The sequence below is a fragment of the Pseudomonas sp. BF-B-15 genome (genome assembly GCF_019946675.1).
Classification (GTDB): domain Bacteria; phylum Pseudomonadota; class Gammaproteobacteria; order Pseudomonadales; family Pseudomonadaceae; genus Aquipseudomonas; species Aquipseudomonas migulae.
Window position 1 is genome coordinate 1 of record NZ_JAGYFZ010000015.1, and the last position, 19,241, is coordinate 19,241.

The 19,241-nt window shown below is 60.6% G+C and carries 17 protein-coding genes and 1 pseudogene; 9 read left to right on the forward strand and 9 right to left on the reverse strand.

All coding sequences use genetic code 11. The features are described from left to right. The first annotated feature begins 318 nt into the window (after positions 1-318). Positions 319-885, forward strand: a complete 567-nt coding sequence (locus KGA97_RS07170) for a chorismate mutase (RefSeq protein ID WP_008040441.1) — start codon at positions 319-321, stop codon at positions 883-885. A gap of 24 nt (positions 886-909) precedes the next feature. On the opposite strand, the gene KGA97_RS07175 is transcribed toward KGA97_RS07170, so the two are convergent. Further along, positions 910-1,815 (reverse strand): glycine betaine ABC transporter substrate-binding protein, encoded by a 906-nt coding sequence (locus tag KGA97_RS07175; RefSeq protein ID WP_008033329.1) that lies wholly within the window; start codon positions 1,813-1,815, stop codon positions 910-912. Positions 1,816-2,135: 320 nt separating this feature from the next. Here KGA97_RS07175 and KGA97_RS07180 point away from each other — a divergent pair, with 320 nt between their 5' ends. Continuing rightward, the gene (locus KGA97_RS07180; RefSeq protein ID WP_223480511.1) at positions 2,136-4,172 is read left to right on the forward strand and encodes an NADH:flavin oxidoreductase; all 2,037 of its coding nucleotides are present in this window, start codon (positions 2,136-2,138) and stop codon (positions 4,170-4,172) included. A 43-nt stretch (positions 4,173-4,215) separates the two neighbouring features. Here the strand turns inward: KGA97_RS07180 and KGA97_RS07185 are convergent, their stop codons facing one another. From KGA97_RS07185 to KGA97_RS07195, 3 genes are all read right to left on the reverse strand, one after another. Further along, positions 4,216-4,992 (reverse strand): pyrroline-5-carboxylate reductase family protein, encoded by a 777-nt coding sequence (locus tag KGA97_RS07185; protein WP_223480473.1) that lies wholly within the window; start codon positions 4,990-4,992, stop codon positions 4,216-4,218. Continuing rightward, positions 4,982-5,689 carry a TetR/AcrR family transcriptional regulator gene (locus tag KGA97_RS07190; protein WP_008033332.1) on the reverse strand — a complete coding sequence of 236 codons (708 nt, stop codon included), beginning with the start codon at positions 5,687-5,689 and terminating at the stop codon, positions 4,982-4,984. The genes KGA97_RS07185 and KGA97_RS07190 overlap by 11 nt, the downstream gene beginning before the upstream one ends. Before the next feature lie 103 nt (positions 5,690-5,792). Then, positions 5,793-6,182: a c-type cytochrome gene (locus tag KGA97_RS07195; protein WP_192420752.1), complete on the reverse strand. Its 390-nt coding sequence runs from the start codon at positions 6,180-6,182 to the stop codon at positions 5,793-5,795. A 185-nt stretch (positions 6,183-6,367) separates the two neighbouring features. Here KGA97_RS07195 and KGA97_RS07200 point away from each other — a divergent pair, with 185 nt between their 5' ends. From KGA97_RS07200 to KGA97_RS07225, 6 genes are all read left to right on the forward strand, one after another. Then, positions 6,368-6,853: an adenosine-specific kinase gene (locus KGA97_RS07200; protein ID WP_008040446.1), complete on the forward strand. Its 486-nt coding sequence runs from the start codon at positions 6,368-6,370 to the stop codon at positions 6,851-6,853. Positions 6,854-7,012: 159 nt separating this feature from the next. Continuing rightward, entirely contained in the window at positions 7,013-8,386 is a 1,374-nt protein-coding gene (locus KGA97_RS07205) for a glutamine synthetase family protein (protein WP_008040447.1), read from the forward strand. Positions 8,387-8,393: 7 nt separating this feature from the next. After that, a complete protein-coding gene (locus tag KGA97_RS07210) occupies positions 8,394-9,785 on the forward strand; it encodes an aldehyde dehydrogenase family protein (protein WP_223480474.1) in 1,392 nt (463 codons plus the stop codon). A 3-nt stretch (positions 9,786-9,788) separates the two neighbouring features. Then, positions 9,789-10,949, forward strand: coding sequence for an iron-containing alcohol dehydrogenase (locus KGA97_RS07215; protein WP_008040449.1), 1,161 nt, complete (start codon positions 9,789-9,791; stop codon positions 10,947-10,949). Positions 10,950-11,057: 108 nt separating this feature from the next. Continuing rightward, positions 11,058-12,614, forward strand: a complete 1,557-nt coding sequence (locus KGA97_RS07220; protein WP_223434970.1) for an amino acid permease — start codon at positions 11,058-11,060, stop codon at positions 12,612-12,614. A gap of 219 nt (positions 12,615-12,833) precedes the next feature. Continuing rightward, a complete protein-coding gene (locus KGA97_RS07225) occupies positions 12,834-13,253 on the forward strand; it encodes an organic hydroperoxide resistance protein (RefSeq protein WP_223434971.1) in 420 nt (139 codons plus the stop codon). Between the two features lie 51 nt (positions 13,254-13,304). Here KGA97_RS07225 and KGA97_RS07230 read toward each other — a convergent pair whose 3' ends face one another. Together KGA97_RS07230 and solA are read right to left on the reverse strand one after the other, a co-directional pair. Next, positions 13,305-13,640, reverse strand: a complete 336-nt coding sequence (locus tag KGA97_RS07230) for a hypothetical protein (RefSeq protein WP_008033343.1) — start codon at positions 13,638-13,640, stop codon at positions 13,305-13,307. 404 nt (positions 13,641-14,044) lie between these two features. Then, positions 14,045-15,205 (reverse strand): N-methyl-L-tryptophan oxidase, encoded by a 1,161-nt coding sequence (gene solA, locus KGA97_RS07235; protein ID WP_223480475.1) that lies wholly within the window; start codon positions 15,203-15,205, stop codon positions 14,045-14,047. Positions 15,206-15,452: 247 nt separating this feature from the next. Between solA and KGA97_RS07240 the strand changes: the two genes are divergently transcribed. Beyond that, positions 15,453-15,725 (forward strand): DUF2790 domain-containing protein, encoded by a 273-nt coding sequence (locus KGA97_RS07240; protein WP_223480476.1) that lies wholly within the window; start codon positions 15,453-15,455, stop codon positions 15,723-15,725. A gap of 48 nt (positions 15,726-15,773) precedes the next feature. Here KGA97_RS07240 and KGA97_RS07245 read toward each other — a convergent pair whose 3' ends face one another. The 3 genes and pseudogenes from KGA97_RS07245 to KGA97_RS07255 form a co-directional block, all read right to left on the reverse strand. Then, positions 15,774-16,712 carry a LysR family transcriptional regulator gene (locus KGA97_RS07245; protein ID WP_223434974.1) on the reverse strand — a complete coding sequence of 313 codons (939 nt, stop codon included), beginning with the start codon at positions 16,710-16,712 and terminating at the stop codon, positions 15,774-15,776. A gap of 66 nt (positions 16,713-16,778) precedes the next feature. Then, positions 16,779-17,729 (reverse strand): annotated as a pseudogene (locus KGA97_RS07250) (aldo/keto reductase). Between the two features lie 31 nt (positions 17,730-17,760). Then, positions 17,761-19,239, reverse strand: coding sequence for an efflux transporter outer membrane subunit (locus KGA97_RS07255; RefSeq protein WP_223480477.1), 1,479 nt, complete (start codon positions 19,237-19,239; stop codon positions 17,761-17,763). Between the last annotated feature and the right edge of the window lie 2 nt (positions 19,240-19,241).

The following is a 19,241-nucleotide window of genomic DNA, read 5'->3' on the forward strand; positions in this document are numbered from 1 at the left end:
CGTTGCCGAAGGTGGCTCCGACCGTCTGATCGAAAACCGCGTCGCTGAAGGTGGTTCCGACCGTCTGATCGAAAACCGCGTTGCCGAAGGTGGCTCTGACCGTCTGATCGAAAACCGCGTTGCCGAAGGTGGTTCCGACCGTCTGATCGAAAGCCGCGCCGTATGAATGAATAACCCTACCGCGGTACTCAAAAAGAAGCCCGGCCTGACCCGCCGGGCTTTTTCGTGCACAAATAAAATCAGCTCCCCCTTAATGCCACTGGCACACCTGTGATACATAGCTCCTGATTGCGAGTCCCGTATCCAATGAGGTTGCCCATGTTTTTCTCCCCACGCCTGCTGCTGACCTGCGCCCTGTCCGGTTTACTCGCTTGCGGCGCACAAGCCGGCACGCCCTCCCCGGCACCCGCCAGTTTGCAACCGCTGCTGGTGACGATAAACGAACGCCTGAACATTGCTGATCTGGTGGCGCTGACCAAATGGGACAGCCACAAACCGATCCAGGACAGCGCCCGGGAAGCACAAGTCATCGCCAATGCCAGGAATCAAGCGGTTACCCGCAAACTCGACCCGGACGAAATCGCCGAGTTGATCGCCGCACAGATCGAAGCCAACAAGCTGGTGCAATACGGACTGCTCGCGCAATGGCAAGCGGCAGGCAACGCGCCTGATGTGCCGCGGCCGGACCTTGCGAATCAAATCCGGCCACAGCTGGATGAGCTGCAAAACCGCCTGTTGCAGCACTACGCCGATTTCGCGCCTTATCGCAAAGACCCGAACTGCGCCCAGTGGCTGGCCAAAGAGCGGTCGGCGCTGATCAAGGATGGCCTGCATGGCCAGGCATTGATCCGCGCCACCGGGGATTTGTGCATCATCGGTCGATGAGTCACCTGCCGTCTGCCAGTGCACTCAAGGCTGGCGACTGCTGACACTCTGCGCGCCCTTCTCGAACATCGCTTCGAAACGGGGCTTGTTGGCGGCGTAATAAGCGGCGACGGCCTGGTCGGAAGAGCTTTGGCGCGCCTGCATCATCAACGCTTCGAGATCAGCCTGAGGGATCGAATAGTGGGCGAAGAAGTACGCCACTTCCGGATACTCCTGGCTGAAACCCTTGCGCGCCATGGCGTGAATCTGCTCGGCGCCGCCAAAGATCTTCTTGGGATCATCCAGATAGCGCAGCGGATATTTGGAGAACATCCAGTGCGGACTCCAGGCATTCACCAACGACCATTTGCCGCGTTTGAGGTTACGGTCCAACTCATTGAGCATGCCGGATTCCGATGAGGCCACCAGCTTGTAACCGTCGAGCTTGTACTCCTCGATGGCCTTGACCGTGAGCTTGTACTGGCCGTTGCCGACCTCGGACGTGAGGATCTTGCCGTCGAGCTTTTCCCTGACCTGCGGTTTGTTCAGGTCCTCTACGCTCGCCACTTCGCTGATCGGCACCGAGGTCGGCACCGTCATGCCGATACGTCCTTCATAGAGCACGCCGAGGTCTTCGAGCCGGTCCTTGTATTTGTCGTAGAACGCCTTGTGGGTACTCGGCAGCCAGACCATCGGGATGAGGTCGATATTGCCGTTGGCCAGGGCCTGGAACTGAATGCCGATGTCGGCCATCACCAGTTTCACCGGTTGTTTTAAATGTTCCTGCAACGCGGTGGTGGCGAGCTTGACGGTGATTTCGGTGTCGGACCAGTTGACCCAGCCAATGCGCACAGGTTGCTGTTCCGCCGCCTGAGTCAGCGCCGCGTGGGTTCCAAGCGCCAGTCCGAACAGGCAGGCACAGGCTGTTTTTCGATACGAATGAGCGTTCATCAGGCGTCTTCCTATTTTACGGTGATAGGCAGGTTGTCTTCGTTTGAACGGCCTTACGGTCGTGAACAGTGCAGTCTTCGCTGCTTCGAATTCGGGCAGCACAGCCCTTCTCCACCGAATCCCTCGCAATCCCTTTTCACATCGTGCCGGGCACGACTGTCCGGTAGCTCCTCTGCACCCTTTCGAGCCTGATCTTATCGGTGACTTTTGTGTTGCGCAAGAAAAATGTACACGTGTGTCATGAGCAATTGACACCTATGTACATTTATCCTAATTTCAAGTCGCCGAGCCTGATGAAGCCCACTTTGGAGCGCACCACGATGTCCAGCGATCCCTTGCTGCAACCCTACAAGATCAAGCACCTGACCCTCAGAAACCGGATCATGACCACGGCGCACGAGCCGGCCTACCCTATCGACGGCATGCCCCAGGCGCTGTATCGCGCCTACCACGTCGAGCGCGCCAAGGCCGGGGTTGCCCTGACCATGACGGCGGGCTCGGCAGCGGTCTCCCGGGACAGCCCGCCGGTGTTCAACAACGTGCTGGCCTACAAGGACGAAGTGGTCGGATGGCTCAAGGACCTGACCGATGAATGCCACGAACATGGCGCCGCCGTCATGATCCAGTTGACCCACCTGGGCCGGCGCACTCGCTGGGACAAGGCCGACTGGTTGCCCGTGGTCTCGCCTTCGCACCGTCGCGAGGCGTCGCACCGCTCATTCCCCAAGAAGATGGAAGACTGGGACATCGAGCGGATCATCAAGGACTACGTGGACGCGGCCGAACGCATGCAGGCCGCCGGCATGGACGGCCTGGAATTGCAGGCCTACGGGCATTTGATGGATCAGTTCTGGTCGCCGCTGACCAACGATCTCGACGGCCCTTATGGCGGCTCGCTGGAAAACCGCATGCGCTTTACCTTCGACATCCTGCGCGGGATTCGCCAGCGTGTCGGCGAAAACTTCCTGCTGGGTGTGCGCTACACCGGCGACGAAACGCTGCCGGGCGGCTTCAACGCCAGTGAGGGGATGCAGGTGTCGCACATGCTCAAGGACAGCGGGCTGATCGATTTCCTCAACGTGGTGCGCGGCCACATCGACACCGACGCGGGCCTGACTGATGTCATCCCGATCCAGGGCATGCGCAACTCACCGCACCTTGATTTCGCCGGTGAGATCCGCGCCTCGACGGGTTTCCCGACCTTCCACGCGGCGAAGATTCCCGACGTCGCCACGGCGCGCTACGCGATTGCCTCGGGCAAGGTCGACATGGTGGGCATGACCCGCGCGCACATGACCGATCCGCATATCGTGCGCAAGATCATCGAGAAGCGCGAGGAAGACATCCGCCCTTGCGTGGGCGCGAACTATTGCCTGGACCGGATCTATCAGGGCGGCGCCGCCTACTGCATACACAACGCGGCGACCGGTCGCGAAACCACCATGCCCCACGAAATCCCCAAGGCGGCGCGCCAACGCAAAGTGTTGATCATCGGCACCGGCCCCGCCGGGCTGGAAGCAGCGCGTGTCGCGGGCGAACGCGGCCACGACGTCACTGTGCTGGAAGCGGCGGACCGGCCCGGCGGGCAGATCCGGCTGACGTCCCTGAACGAACGCCGCCGCGAAATGATCGGCATCATCGACTGGCGAATGGCGCAGTGCGAGCGCCTTGGCGTGAAGTTTCACTTCAACACCTGGGCGGAAGCCGACACCGTGCTGGCCCACGAGCCGGACGTGGTCATCGTCGCGACCGGAGGCCTGCCCGACACCGAGGTCCTTGCCCGAGGCAACGAACTGGTGGTGTCGACCTGGGACATTATTTCCGGCGACATCAAGCCTGGCCGCAACGTGCTGATTTTCGATGATGCCGGCGACCATGCCGCCTTGCAGGCTGCCGAAGTCATCGCACAAAGCGGCGCGACCGTGGAGATCGTCACGCCCGACCGTGCATTTGCGCCGGAAGTGATGGCGATGAACCTGGTGCCCTACATGCGCAGCCTGCAAGACCTCGACGTCACTTTTACCGTCACGTACCGCGTCGAGTCGGTGGAAAAGCGCGATGGCAAGCTGGTCGCGACCTTCGGCAGCGACTACGGCAAGGTCAACAAACAGCGTGTCGTCGATCAGGTCGTGGTCAACCACGGCACGCTGCCGCTGGACGACCTGTATTTCGATCTTCGCCCTCACTCAAGCAATGGCGGCGCGGTGGAACAGCACGACCTGATTGCTGGTCACGCGCAACACATCGTCACCAACCCTCAAGGGCGTTTCCAGCTGTTCAGGATCGGTGACGCCGTGGCGGCCCGCAACACGCATGCGGCGATCTACGATGCCTTGCGGTTGGTGAAGGAAATCTGAACCTCGCCAAACATCAATCGAGGGAGCTTTTGCTCCCTCTTTTTTACATCCCGCGTCGGGCGACAGCCGCACCGGCCTGTACAGCCTGGCCCACGATGGTGTCGATATGTTGATCAGCCATCGACTGCAACGCCGCTGCCGTCACACCGCGATAAGCCATGAGGGCGTCGATCATTTGCAGGGGATCACGGCTGGCCAGTAACTGACCGCCACCCACCACCACGCCGTGCGCGGCACGTTGTGCGATCGCCTCGGGAATCCCCGCGACCACCGCCGATTCAACCAGCGCCCTGTAAAGCATGGCCGGGAAAGCAGGCCCGGTGCCGGACAGAGCACTGAGGTAATCGATGCAATCCTCATTGGGCACTTCGTCCGCCGAACCGACGCATTCAAAAAGTCGTTGTACCCACTCGCGGTCCTGTTCGCTCAACTCACCGGCGTTGTACCAAGGCGTGTACGACTGGCGGATTTCCACGGCTGCATTCGGCATGGCCCGCACCACGACTTGCGCACCAGTAGCGGCGCTGATGGTCGACGCAGGAACACCGGCCATCAGTGAAATCACCCGTTTGCCCCGGGCGTCGATCTGCAGTTCACGAAATTGCTCCGGGCGGATCGACAACACCACGACATCGCTAAGCTCAACCAACGCTTGGTTATCCGCCAGCACCCGCACGTCTGGCCCGAACGTGCTGGTGCCGGAACGGTTCGAAATCAGCAGGCAATCGGCAGCGATGAAGCCGCTTTCCAGCACCGCGTCAGCGATTGAACGGCCCAACCAGCCGGTGCCGCCGATGATGCCCAGGGTTCTATTCGGCATCGGGCGTCGCCTCCTCGAAGGTGTCGACCAGCGACACGAAAACACCCGGCTCTTTTTCCGCGTAGCCGAACTTGCCAAAAAAACGGTCGAGCTCGCGACGCTTCGGTGCCTTGCCGGTAAACACCGTGACGTACTGCGGAATGCGTCGGAAACGCACGACGATGTCCTCAGTGGTTTTCATCGAGATGTAGCCGATCTGCGTGAGGTAGATCGTCCTGGCCCGCGCATCGGCGGCGTCGGTCTCGTAGCCGAACCGGCGAAACATGCCGGCCAGGGCATTGATCCGCGCCTCGTCAGCCGCGGCGATTTCGTCGGCCACCTCGGCGGACTGCAACGCCCAACTGCGCACGGCAAACTCGAACTGCGAGTCGAACAGCTCGGGATTCACCCAGCATTCGAAAACGTTGAGGATGGCTTCGGAAATGCTTTCGGCGTAACTCTCGCACTGGCTGATCAGCCCGCCGGTGTTCTTGTCGCGCCAGCGGGTCAGGAGCGCCGCCAGCAGTTGCTCGCGATCCTCATAGAACCAATAGAAACTAGTGCGCGACAGGTTCAGCCGCTTGGCCAGCGGCATCACGCGCACCGCGTCCACACCGGATTCCTTGAGGGCATCGTAGGCGGCGTCCAGCCAGCCATTGACCGAGCCGCGCCAGCCGGCGTCCTGGGCCTTGGTCCGTGTCTTTCCTGTCTGCGACATCCTCGGGTACCACCGTGTTCTGAAAATGTCGCTCCACTCTACGCTGCACGCCCTCGTGCGTACACAAAATGTACATCGACGTACATTTCAACGACGCATTCGATTACTTCGGCTGAAACGTCTGCAAGTACGCCAGCACATCCTCGATCTTCTGCGGATCGCTGAGCCCCCAGAAAATCATCCGGGTGCCGGGCACCACTTTCTTCGGCGCTTCGAGGTAAGCCGTCAGTGTCTCGCGCGTCCAGACAATGCCGGCGGATTTCATCGCGTCGGAGTACTGGTAGTCCGTCACGCTTCCCGAGGGACGGCCGAAAATACCGTTGAGTTGCGGGCCGAAGCCGCCCCGCGCCGACTCGCCCACCTGATGGCAGCCGCCGCAGATCCGCGTGAACAGTTTCGCCCCGGCTTCAGCATCCCCCGCCGCTGCCGCCGGCGTGCAAAATGCCCCTGCGGTCAGTGAAAGGACGAAGGTGAGGGTTACAGCTTTCATCATGTTCGGTTCCAGTGAAGTCAATCGGCGCACCCGGTGCATTTTCGCGCCTACCTTACCCGATTACCGCCGCCCGACGTGCGCCGGTCGCTCAAGCGTCGGCCTGGGCGCGAATCTCCTAAAATGAATCGTGAGACTTGAACGGTTGCCAGCCCCTGGCAACACCGTCGTGAAAGGAGGTGTTCGAGATGCAACTCATCACGCAGAAAATCGACAAGCCGCAAGACACGAATTTCATTCTGGGCCAGACCCACTTCATCAAATCCGTCGAGGACATTCACGAAGCGTTGATCAACGCAGTGCCAGGCATCCGCTTCGGCGTGGCTTTTTGCGAAGCCTCGGGCAAATGCATGGTGCGCTGGTCCGGCACCGATCCCGCCATGATCAAACTGGCCCAGAGCAATGCCCAAGCCATCGGCGCCGGGCACAGCTTCATCATCTTCCTGGGTGACGGCTTCTATCCGCTGAACATATTGAACACGGTCAAAACGGTTCCAGAGGTGTGCCGGATCTTTTGCGCAACCGCCAACCCCACTGAAGTGGTGCTCGCCGAGACAGCACAGGGACGCGCGATTCTGGGTGTGGTGGATGGCTTCTGCGCCAAGGAAATTGAAGGCGACGAAGACATTCTGTGGCGCAAAAACCTGTTGCGGCAGATTGGCTACAAGCTGTGAATTTAGCGGCTCATAAGGACTTGCAGTTTTCAACAGTAGGCTAAGCTTGGATCAGCTTATTGCTCACGATGCTCGATTCTGCAGGGTTTTGGTTGTTCTGGAGAGCGTCTGCAACAGCTATCTCAGACAGGCCCAACCCTTTCACGCAGGATTGACGTGATGACCGAGCCCCTCCTCAGCTTTGATGCACTCAAGCGCGCGGCTGCCGCTGGCGAAATCGACACCGTATTGGTCTGCATGGTCGACATGCAGGGACGCCTGGTCGGCAAGCGCTTCCAGGTCGAGTTTTTTATCGACAGCGGCCACGAAGAAACCCACTGCTGCAATTACCTGCTGGCCGACGACATCGACATGGAACCGGTGCCGGGTTACGCCGCAGCCAGTTGGAGCAAAGGCTATGGCGACTTCGTCCTGAAACCGGACATGTCCACGCTGCGGCGTGTGCCCTGGCTGGAATGCACGGCGCTGGTGCTCTGCGATGTGCTCGATCATCACCATCGAAAGGACTTGCCCCACAGCCCGCGGGCGATTCTGAAAAAACAGGTCGAGCGCCTGCGTGAACGGGGCTACACCGGCATGTTCGCTTCGGAGCTTGAGTTCTACCTGTTCGATGAGAGCTACGAGGCGATCCACCAGCGCAACTATCACCAACCGAAAACCGCCGGGCATTACATCGAGGATTACAACATCCTCCAGACCACCCGCGAGGAACCGGTGCTGCGGGCGATTCGCAAGCATCTGCAAGCGTCGGGCATTCCCGTGGAAAACTCCAAGGGCGAATGGGGCCCCGGCCAGGAAGAAATCAACATTCGTTACGCCGATGCCATGACCATGGCCGACCACCACGTCATCATCAAGCACGCCTGCAAAGAGATCGCGCAGCTGCAAGGCAAGGCGATCACGTTCATGGCCAAGTGGCGTTATGACGCCGCCGGGTCCAGCAGCCATATCCATAATTCGCTGTGGGACAAGAACGCCAAGAAGCCATTGTTCTTCGATGCCAAAGCCGAGTTCGGCATGTCGAAACTGATGCGCGCCTGGGTCGCCGGGCAGCTCAAGTACGCCAACGACATCACCTGTTTTCTGGCGCCCTACATCAATTCGTACAAGCGCTTCCAGGCTGGCACTTTCGCGCCGACGCGGGCGGTCTGGAGCCGCGACAATCGCACCGCCGGCTTTCGTTTGTGTGCCGAAGGCAGCAAATCCATCCGCATCGAATGCCGCATCGGCGGCGCCGACCTCAACCCTTATCTGGCCTTCGCCGCGCTGATCGCGGCGGGCCTGGCCGGGATCGACGAGAAGCTCGAACTCGCCGCGCCGTTCGAGGGCGATGCCTACCTCGATGAGCATTTGCCGGAAGTCTCGAAAACCCTGCGCGATGCCTGCTCCGCCCTCAAGGGGTCGAGCATGTTGCGCGAGGCGTTCGGCGATGAAGTGGTCGATCACTACGTGCACACCGCCGAGTGGGAGCAGAAAGAGTACGACCGGCGGATCACCGACTGGGAACTGCAGCGCGGCTTCGAGCGCTATTGAGCACACCATGACTGCGAAGATTCAGCTTATTTCTCCGGTCGATGGCCGGGTGTACGTCGAGCGCCAGCAAATAGATACGGCCCGGCTCCTTCAGGCGCTTGAGGCGGCTGCAACTGCCCAGGCGCAATGGAAGCGCCGACCACTGAGCGAGCGTGCAGCTTTTTGCAGTGCCGCTGTGGACGCGATGCTCGCCATGAAAGATGAAATCGTGCCGGAGCTGGCCTGGCAAATGGGTCGACCGGTGCGTTATGGCGCTGGCGAGCTGCGCGGTTTCGAAGAGCGAGCCCGGCACATGATCGCTATTGCGCCCGAAGCGCTTGCAGCCGTTGAACCCGCACCGGTCGCAGGTTTTCGGCGTTACATCAAACGCGAGCCGCTAGGTACGGTGCTCGTGATCGCCCCGTGGAACTACCCCTATCTGACCGCCGTCAACACGATTATTCCGGCGTTGATGGCGGGCAACAGCGTCATCCTCAAACACGCCTCGCAAACCCTGCTGGTCGGCGAGCGTTTCGCAGAAGCTTTTCGCCGGGCCAATCTGCCTGAAGGGTTGTTCCAGAACCTGCTGCTCAGTCATGCCAGTACCTCAGTAGCCATCGTTACCGGCGACGTACAACAGGTGAACTTCACGGGTTCGGTGGACGCTGGCCTGCAAGTCCAACAAGCCGCCATCACGGATTTCATCGGCATGGGCCTGGAGCTCGGCGGCAAAGACCCGGCCTACGTTCGCGCCGACGCCAATCTCGAACACGCCGTGGAAAACCTGGTGGACGGCAGCTTCTTCAACTCCGGGCAAAGCTGCTGTGCGGTCGAGCGCATCTATGTGGACGAGAAAATCTATCCCGCCTTCGTCGAGCGCTTCGCCGATTTGACTCGCCAGTACGTGTTGGGCAACCCGCTGGACGAAGCCACCACGCTGGGTCCGATGGTCTCGCCGGCCGCCGCAGATTTTGTTCGCGGACAGATTGCCGACGCGCTGGCCGAGGGCGCCAAAGCGCTGATCGATCCGAAGGCGTTTCCCGCCGACGCACCGGGCAGCGCCTACCTGGCGCCGCAGGTACTGGTGGACGTCACTCATGAAATGTCGGTGATGCGCGACGAAAGCTTCGGCCCTGTGGTCGGCATCATGCCGGTGACTGGCGACGAAGAAGCCATCGCCTTGATGAACGACAGTGAGTTCGGACTCAGCGCGTCGATCTGGACCGAGGACCTCGCCGCCGCCGAACGCCTCGGCAACGAGATCGCCACCGGCACCGTATTCATGAACCGCTGCGATTACCTCGACCCGGCGCTGGCCTGGACCGGGGTCAAGAACAGCGGACGCGGCGTCACCCTGTCGCGCCTGGGCTACGAGCACCTGACCCGCGCCAAATCCTTTCATCTGCGCCACGAGGTGTAGGCCATGAACCTGACTGGAAACTGGAACTACCCCACCAGCATTCGCTTCGGTGTCGGGCGCATCGCCGAGCTGGCCGAGATCTGCCGCAGCCAGGGTATCCAACGCCCGTTGCTGGTCACCGACAGCGGCCTGGGGCGTGCGGCGATCACCACGGCGGCGGTGGATGCGTTGCGCGCCGCCGGCCTTGGCGTCGCGCTGTTTTGTGACCTCAAGCCCAATCCGGTCGAGGCCAACCTGGCCGGAGGGCTCGAAGCCTGGCGCACCGGCCAGCACGATGGCGTGGTTGCCTTCGGCGGTGGCAGCGGCCTGGACATGGGCAAGCTCATCGCGTTCATGAGCGGCCAGACCCGACCGGTGTGGGATTTCGAAGACATCGGCGACTATTGGACCCGAGCCGACGACAGCCACATCGCCCCGGTGATTGCCGTGCCGACCACAGCGGGAACCGGTTCCGAAGTCGGCCGTGCGGCGGTGATCATCGACGAGCGCACGCACACCAAACGCATCATCTTCCACCCGAAAATGATGCCGCGCGTGGTCATCAGCGATCCGGCACTCACCGTGGGCATGCCGGCAAAAGTCACCGCCGGCACCGGCATGGATGCGTTCGCCCATTGCCTGGAGGCGTATTGCGCTCCCGGATTTCACCCGCTGGCCGACGGCATTGCGGTGGAAGGCATGCGCCTGGTGGCCAACGCTCTGGTGCGCGCCGTCCATACACCTTCGGACCTTGAAGCGCGCGCACACATGCTCGCCGCCGCCGCGATGGGCGCCACCGCGTTCCAGAAAGGCCTCGGTGGAATGCACGCGCTCTCGCATCCGGTGGGCGCGCTGTACGACACCCATCACGGCATGACCAATGCCACGTTCATGCCGTATGTGTTGCAGTTCAATCGCCCGGCCATCGAGGAACGCATCATCCGCCTCGCGGCTTATCTGCGCCTGCCCTCCCCCGGCTTCGACAGTTTTCTGGCCTTCGTGCTCAAGCTGCGCAAAGACATCGGCGTGCCGCACACGCTGGTTGAGTTGGGCGTGGATGACCGGCAGGCCGACCTGATCGCGGACATGGCGATTGTCGATCCCTCGGCCAGCGGCAATCCCCTGCCATTGACCAAGCTCGGTGTGGCCAGCATTTTCGACGCGGCTTATCACGGCCGCGTTTAGATCCAGAGCAGTATCGGTTGGAAAAAGGAGCAGTACGACAAGGTGTTGAAGGCCAGCCCATTGCGCACACGCCAATGGATTGAATCAAAACCTGATGGGGTACACAGCATGAACCCAGCAAGCCAGCCCGGCACCGACGCGCACGACGAGGACGTCAAGGTGCTGCACAGCATGGGCTACGCCCAGCAACTCTCGCGACGAATGGGTGTTTTCTCCAACTTCGCGATTTCCTTTTCGATCATCTGCATCCTTTCAGGCGGCATTAACTCACTGGCCCAGGGCACCTCGGGCGCAGGGGGTGCGGCGATTGGCATCGGCTGGCCCATCGGTTGCCTGATCTCCGGGGTGTTCGCGCTGGCCATGGCGCAGATTTCTTCGGCCTACCCCACCGCTGGCGGTCTCTATCACTGGGGCTCGATTCTCGGAAACCGCTTCACCGGCTGGCTGACAGCCTGGTTCAATCTGCTGGGACTGGTCACGGTGCTCGGCGCGATCAACGTCGGCACCTATTACTTCTTTTTCGGGGCCTTCGGACCGGCGCTGGGAATGGAAGACACCACCACGGTGAGGGTGATTTTCCTGGCGATCCTGACCGGCATCCAGGCCTTGTGTAACCATCTGGGCATCGGCCTGACCGCGAAACTCACCGACTTCTCGGGCTACCTGATTTTCGCCACGGCGCTCGCGCTGACCATCGTCTGCCTGATCTCCGCACCCAGCTATGAGTTCGCCCGGTTGTGGACTTTCGGCAACTATTCCGGTGAAGCCGGCGGCAGTGTCTGGCCACAGGTGTCGAACAGCTGGGTGTTCATGCTCGGCCTGCTGTTGCCGATCTACACCATCACCGGTTATGACGCGTCGGCGCATACCTCAGAAGAAACCCGTAATGCCGCGATGTCGGTGCCGCGCGGCATGGTCATGTCCGTGATCTGGTCGTTGCTGTTCGGTTGGGTGATGCTCTGTTCGTTCGTGCTGATGCTGCCGAACATGGACGAAGCGGCGAAACAGGGCTGGAACGTGTTCTTCTGGGGCATGAACGCCCAGGTGAGCCCTAACGTGAAATTCGCGCTGTACGTGGCGATTTTCATCTCGCAGTTTCTCTGCGGGCTGGCGACCGTGACCTCGGTGTCACGCATGATCTTCGCGTTCTCCCGCGACGGTGGCCTGCCCTGCTCGAAAGCACTGGCCTCGGTCTCGCCGAAATATCGCAGCCCGGTGGCAGCCATCTGGACCGGCGCGACCCTGGCGGTCTTGTTCGACTGGGGCTCGTCGGTGATCTCGATCGGGGCAACGCCGGTCTACACCATCGTGGTCTCCTGCACGGTGATCTTCCTGTTTTTCTCTTTCATCATTCCCATCGTGCTGGGCCTGTTCGCCTACGGAACCTCGAAGTGGCCAACCATGGGGCCGTGGAACATGGGGCACGCTTTTTACTCCTTGTTCGCCGTGCTCTCGGTGCTCTCGATGGTGGTGATCTTCGTCATCGGCATCCAGCCACCGAACGATTGGGCGCTGTACATCACCATCGGCTTCCTGGTGCTGACGGCCATCGTCTGGTTCGGTTTTGAAGCGCGGCGCTTTCAGGGGCCGCCGATGGGTGACCTGATCATCAAGCGCCAGGCGGAAATTGCGGCGGCGGAGGCAGCGTTGAACAAGCAGGCGTGAAGGCTTTACCCGTAGGAGCGAGCAAGCTCGCTCCTACAATCACTGTCGATTTGTATCAGTGTGTATTTTTGCGGGGTGATCTTACACGGCGATACACAAGCGCCGGTTCAGGACACATCCGCATTACATGGAAGTGGAAAAGTGGGCCACATCGGAAATTCAGATGTTTTCCGATGAACAGCGATTTAGAAGCGCCCACCAACCTCAGCAGGAACCGCCATGATCAATCAAATCGACACCGTGCTTTACACCGGCAAGACCCACACAACCGGAGGCCGCAATGGCGAATCGCGAAGCGACGATGGCCGTCTGGACGTCAAGCTTAGCGCCATAGGTTCTTCCGGCAGCGGCACCAACCCTGAACAACTGCTGGGCGCTGGTTGGTCGGCCTGCTTCATCGGTGCCATGGGCAAGGCAGCCATCGCGTTGCAAGTGACCTTGCCGACTGACGTGTCTGTCGATACCGAAATAGACCTGGGCAAGACCGAAAACGCCTTTTTCCTGCAGGCGCGCCTCAACGTCAGCCTTCCCGGCCTGGACCCGGCAGTTGCACGGTCGGTGGTGGATGCCGCGCACCAGACCTGCCCGTATTCGAAGGCGACCCGTGGCAACATCGATGTCGTGATCAACCTGATCTGACCGGGACGACAAGTGCGGCCTGCCATTGCGGCAGGCTGCACTGGCGATCGCTTACTGAACGTTTTTCAGCTTGATCACATCACCGGAAACCTTGGTGGTGTAACCGCTCAGGACCCAGGCCCAGAACCAGTTTTCCTGCACTTGGGTGTTGATCAGTGCATCGCCGCCCTTGGCCTTGATCGCCGCGTCTTGCGCGCGAACAAAACGGCTGTTCTGGCGAATCGGGATGACGCCGAACAGCATCAGGCCCGTGGCGCTCGCTTCACTGTGGCCAACCACCGTGTATTGGCTTGCATCGTATTGCTGAGTCTTCATCGGGGCGCCGGTGCAACCCGCCAGAACCAGGCCGAACAGGGTAACGGCAACAACTTTGCTGAGGTGATTCACTGAATGACTCCTTGGGTAAACGCCCGGGATCCGTCTCTCGGGCGGCGCACACTCTACCGGAAATGATGGCCAATTAGTATCAGCTCACCCACCTCGGCAAGCCTGGCGCCTGCGATCGTGGGGTGTCCGGGATGATGGATTCACCCCAAACCCGTAGGAGCCCGGCTTGCCGGCGATGGCGATTTCACGGACGCCTTCGCCGGCAAGCCTGGCTCCTACGGATCGCGGGGATGTCCGGGATTGGGGATTCACACCAAGCCGGCTCCTACGGATCGCGGGGATGCCCGGGATTGGGGATTCACACCAAACCTGTAGGAGCCGGCTTGCCGGCGATGGCGATTTCATGGACGCCTTCGCCGGCAAGCCGGGCTCCTACGGATCGCGGGGTGGCCGGGATCGGCAAGTCAGGCAAACCGCTTCAACGAAAACGCCGACAGGTCCAGGTCACTGCTGCCACGCACGCACCACTGCGCAACCGCCTCGCCCAACGCTGCGGAATGCTTGAAACCATGTCCCGAACAGGCCGACACCACCAGGGTGTTTTTCAGTGTCGGATGCTCGTCGATGATGAAGTGCGAATCCGGCGTGACGGTGTACGCGCACACTGCCGACTTGACCACACGCGATGTCACGCCTGCGATCCGGCCGCGCACCTGACGTTCGAACATGTCGCTTTCTTCAACGGCGCTGACGGTGCGGTCCAGCGTGTCTGGCGAGGATTCTTCAATGTATTGCTCCGTCGCGACTTTCACGCTGCCCTCGCCCGGTAACGGCGGGAAGCCGTAAAAGGACTGCGCCGGACCGTGGCTGAAGATGAACGTCGGTGACACCTCGGCAAACCGTGCGTGCTCCTCCTGCTCAAACCAGAACAGCTTCTGCCGACACACCCGCAACAAGCGGTCAAACGGCTGTCCCAACAAATCCCGGGACCACATGCCGGCACTGACCACGACTTTGTCGGCGCGGATCGTGCGCTGATCAGTGGTGAGGGTGACGCCCTGCTCGTCCGAGCGGATGTGCGTGACGGTTTCGCCCTTGAACAACGTGGCGCCGTGTTCCTCGGCGAGCTGCAATTGCACCGCGATGCAGCGTTCCGGCCGGACGTAACCGCCACTCGGTTCGAAGTAGCCGACGGCAGTGTCCAGCACCTGGGAAAACTGCGGGAATCGCTGGCGAATCTGTTCGGCGAACAACACCTCATGCTCGATGCCGTAGGTGTTCGCCAGTTGAAGGGTGCGGTTCGTGAAGTCGTTGGCATCGTTGGCGTCATAGCCGGGGCTGGAGCTCAACACCAGCACGCCGCACTGCTCGAACAGCGACTCGCCGGACAGTGCTTCGAGTTCACGCCAGATCCGATGCGAGTTGAGGACAATGGGCACGTACGCCGCACCTTCGCCGACCGAGAGCCGAGTGATGCGCGTGTCCCCATGGCTGGAGCCCTGCGTGTGGGGAGGATGGTGGCGGTCAACGCCGATGACCCTGACCCCGGATTTCGCCAGTTGATACACCGTCGCGGCGCCCATCGCGCCGAGTCCGAGCACTGCTACTTCACACCGATGTTCCATATCGTCACCGTCCCGAAAAGGACCATTTGAGTCTGAAAGACGCTGAAAACTCAAGAACGAAAACAGCCGGCCTGAGCCTGCCGATTCAGGATTCATGTGAAATCCGACAACAGTGTTTGTCCGGTCGACCGATATATGGCGAAGTCGTAAACACCTAGCATCGACTCTACCCAGCGAGCCATTGAAGTTGTCAGCAACTTGCTCGCCAGGCAACAACCCCGAAATAGTCGATGCCAAGGTGAATACCATGAACGCTTTAAAAGCTGCGCTGTTCCTTGCTCTTGGAAGTTTAACCGCACAGGCCTTTGCAGACGAAAGCCATGCCAATGCTGAAGCCGGCCAGGTACCCGTTGAAAGTTACACCTACGGAATGAAGCTCGATATTCAGAAGATCATTACGGTGTCGGACATTGCAAACGAATGCGCGCCGGTGCCGGCCCAAATGACGTATGAAGACTCTCACGGTCAACGGCATATCCTGCAATATCAAGTCATGGGCACAGGCTGCTCGAACGGTTGAGTAGCGTGCGGACGATGGAGGGTCGACACTCCATGCCTGCCGCGCCTGTCAGGGTTTTGCTGGCGAACCGACAATGTCCTCATCGGAGGCCAACAGACCCGGAATGTAGTCTTTCAGAAACTCCACCCATGTCTTGATCTTCGCATCCACGAACTTTCGTGACGGGTAGATGGCAAACAAGTTGAATTCCTCGAAATGATAATCCGGCAATACGCGCACTAACGTGCCCGCTCTCAGTCCGTCCACGGCGGACGCAATGGGTTGAATACCGATCCCCATTCCATTCTTGATCGCGACCGTCATCGCATCGGCGGTGTTGACGTGAAAGGGAGAGATCGGAACGTTCACCGTCTCCACGCCGTCCGGCCCCTCGAATGCCCAGTTTTCAACCGGCATGACCGTATTCACAATCCGCAGACAATCATGTACGCCAAGCGACCCTGGAGAATCAGGGTGTCCGCGTTTCTTCAAGTACGCCGGCGAAGCGCAGAGGATGCTGTAAGTGATGCCCAGCCTTTGCGCGACAAACCCGGAATCGGGCAGGTCCCGCGCTAACACGATCGACATGTCATACCCCTCCTCCAGCAAATCGGGCAGCCGATTGGTCAGGGTCAGATCAAACATCACCGAGGGGTGAGTCTCTCGGTACTTGGCAATCGCATCGATCACGTAATGGTTGCCGATGGCCGACATCGCATGAATCTTCAGCCGACCCACCGGCGTGATGTGAGCGGTTCCTGCCTCCTCATCGGCTTCACGCACCTCTTCAAGAATTTTCTCGCAGCGCTGCAAGTAGCGCACACCGGCTTCGGTCAAAGCCAGGCGTCGAGTGGTCCGGTTGATCAGACGTGTTTGCAGCCGCGCCTCCAGACTGGTCACCGCTTTGGAAACGTTGGTCGTGGTGGTGTCCAGCATCTGCGCCGCCGCCGTAAAGCTGCCGGTTTGGGCGACAGCCACGAAAAAACGCATGGTCTGGAAAATGTCCATCGCTAGGCCTCAAGGGTCTGGATAAAAAAGGGCGGCCTTACAGAAAGCCGCCCCTCTCGAATCGTATTACTTCTTGCGCGCAATAAACCCGGGAACACCGGTTTCCACCACCGAGTTGAACCGTACCCGAATGGTGATCTCTTCCTTGATTTCAAGCATCGCCCGGTGTGGCAGCGTGGACAGATCGAAGTTTTCCCGGATGTGGCTCGGTGTCGCCGACGTGGTCAGAAACGCCACGCCCCGCTGCACCGACCAGGCCAGCGCCACTTGCGCCGGGGTCTTCTGCACGCGCCGGGCGATCCCGGTAATCACCGAATCTTCCAGCACATTGGGCTCCATGCCATGGCCGAGTGGTGCAAACGCCAGGACGATAATTCCATGTTGCTGACAAAACTCAAGCAGTTCCCATTCAGGCAAATAAGGATGGGACTCGACCTGCACGACGGCGGGCTTGATCCGCGCCTAGGCGACAATCGCCTGCAACGCCGGCAACGTGATGTCCGACAAGCCGATGGACTTGCACCGACCTTCATCCACCAGGCGCTCAAGTGCCCTCCATGTCTCGATCAACGTGACCCCTGAATCGTAGATGACGTTGCCTTGCTCGTCCCTCGGGTCCTGGTTTTCACCGGGTTGAAAGGCAAACGGCGTATGGATCAGGTAGCAGTCGATATAGTCCACTTGCAACCGTCGGCAACTGGCCTCGAACGCCGGTTGAACCCGCTCGGGGCGATGGTTGGTGTTCCACAGCTTGGTGGTGATGAACAGCTCTTCGCGGCGGATTGTTCCGCTCGCCAACACCTCTTGCAGGGCAATGCCGACCTGTTCTTCATTTCGATAACGTTCTGCACAATCGAAATGACGAAAGCCCGCGTGCAGGGCCTCCTTGACCGCTTGCGTGGTGACCGCAAGATCTCGAAACAGCGTGCCGAACCCAACCGCCGGCATTTCACCCGCGCCATGGTTGAGCGCAAAACGGTGATCGCGAAGTGCATCGTGAAAGGCTTCGTAAGGCATCTCTTTACTCCAATTGTCGGGGCCGCAGCCGTTATTGATACGCAGGGTTCTGTGCTTCGCGTGTGGCCACCCGTTGCTCGAATGCGCCAACGGAATTACCGCCGAGCGCCACGTACAGGCGCACCGTGTCGAGGTATTGCGCTGTCTTGATCCGGATTCGGCCCAGCAACGCCTGCTGATAAGCGCGCTCCGCTTCCAGCACCTGGAGAATGCTGTTCTCTCCTTGCGCGTAGGCTTGCTGGTTCAAGCGCAAACTGGTTTCGGCCGCACGCAACGCGTCTTCCTGGGCGAGGTTTTCCTCGGCGTCATGGTTGATGGCTTGCAACGTGTCGGCGACCTGGCCGAACGAACTGATCACGGTTTGCTGGTAACCGGCGAGCGTCGCGTTGTAGCCGTCGATGGCAGCCTGACGTTCAGCCTTGAGCGTTCCGCCATCAAAGATCGGCCCCGCCAGCCCTGCCGCGAAGCCCCAGAGTGCGGCGCCGCCATTGCCCGAAGCGGCCTGTGCCAGCGACGCGGACAACGTGACGTGGGGATAGAGGTTCGCGGTCGCGACGCCGACGGCAGCGCTGGCCATGTGCAGTTCTGCTTCTGCCTGGCGCACATCCGGCCGGTCGTGGGCCATTTCAGAAGGCAAGCTGACAGGCACGTTGGCCGGCAATACAAACTCGGCCAGGTCGAAGTCCGGCGCGATCCAGTCGCCCGGGCCTTTGCCCGTCAGAATCGAGAGTGCGTGGCGAGCCGAGTCGCGTTGCTGAGCCAGAGGCGGCAACAACGTGCGGTCTTGAGCGAGCCTGGTTTCGGCCAGCGAAACATCGATCTGCGTGGTGCTGCCATTGGCGTGGGCCATGCGCACGAGGTCGAGGTTTTTCGCGTCGTTGGCCAGCAGCCTCTCGACGGCTTGCATCTGCGCATTCGCCGACGCCACCAGCAACGCCTGACTGGCGACATTCCCGGTCAGGGTCAGGTACGCCGCTTCATAGCGATGCTTTTGCAGATCGGCAAACGCTTCCTGCTGTTCCACCAAGCGCTTGTTGCCGCCGAACGCGTCCAGGTCAAAACCGACCCGTGGCCCGATCGCATAGAAGTTGGAGACGGCCGGCTCTTTGGCGTTATGAACCCGTTGACGGCCCGCCTGGGCGCCAAAATCGACTTGCGGGTACAACGCACCTTCCGCCGCCGTCACCGAGGACGCCGCCTGGCGAATGGTTGCATCCGCCGCCACCAGTTCAAGGTTGCCCGCAATGGCCCGACGCACCACCGTGTCGAGCTTCTGCGAGCGGAACGCCGTCCACCAGTCACCGCGGACCTTCTGGCCCAGATCAATCTGCTTGTTGCCACGCTGACCAAGACGCTGTTCGGCCTGTTGATCGTAGTGCTGCGACTGGCTCGGCGCAGGCATCTGGTAGTCGGGGCCGACGGTACAGGCGGTCAGGAACACCAGCACTGCCGCCGCGCCGAACGTGGTTTTGAATGTCTGTCTGTTGATTGCGAGCGCATGAGATTTCATTT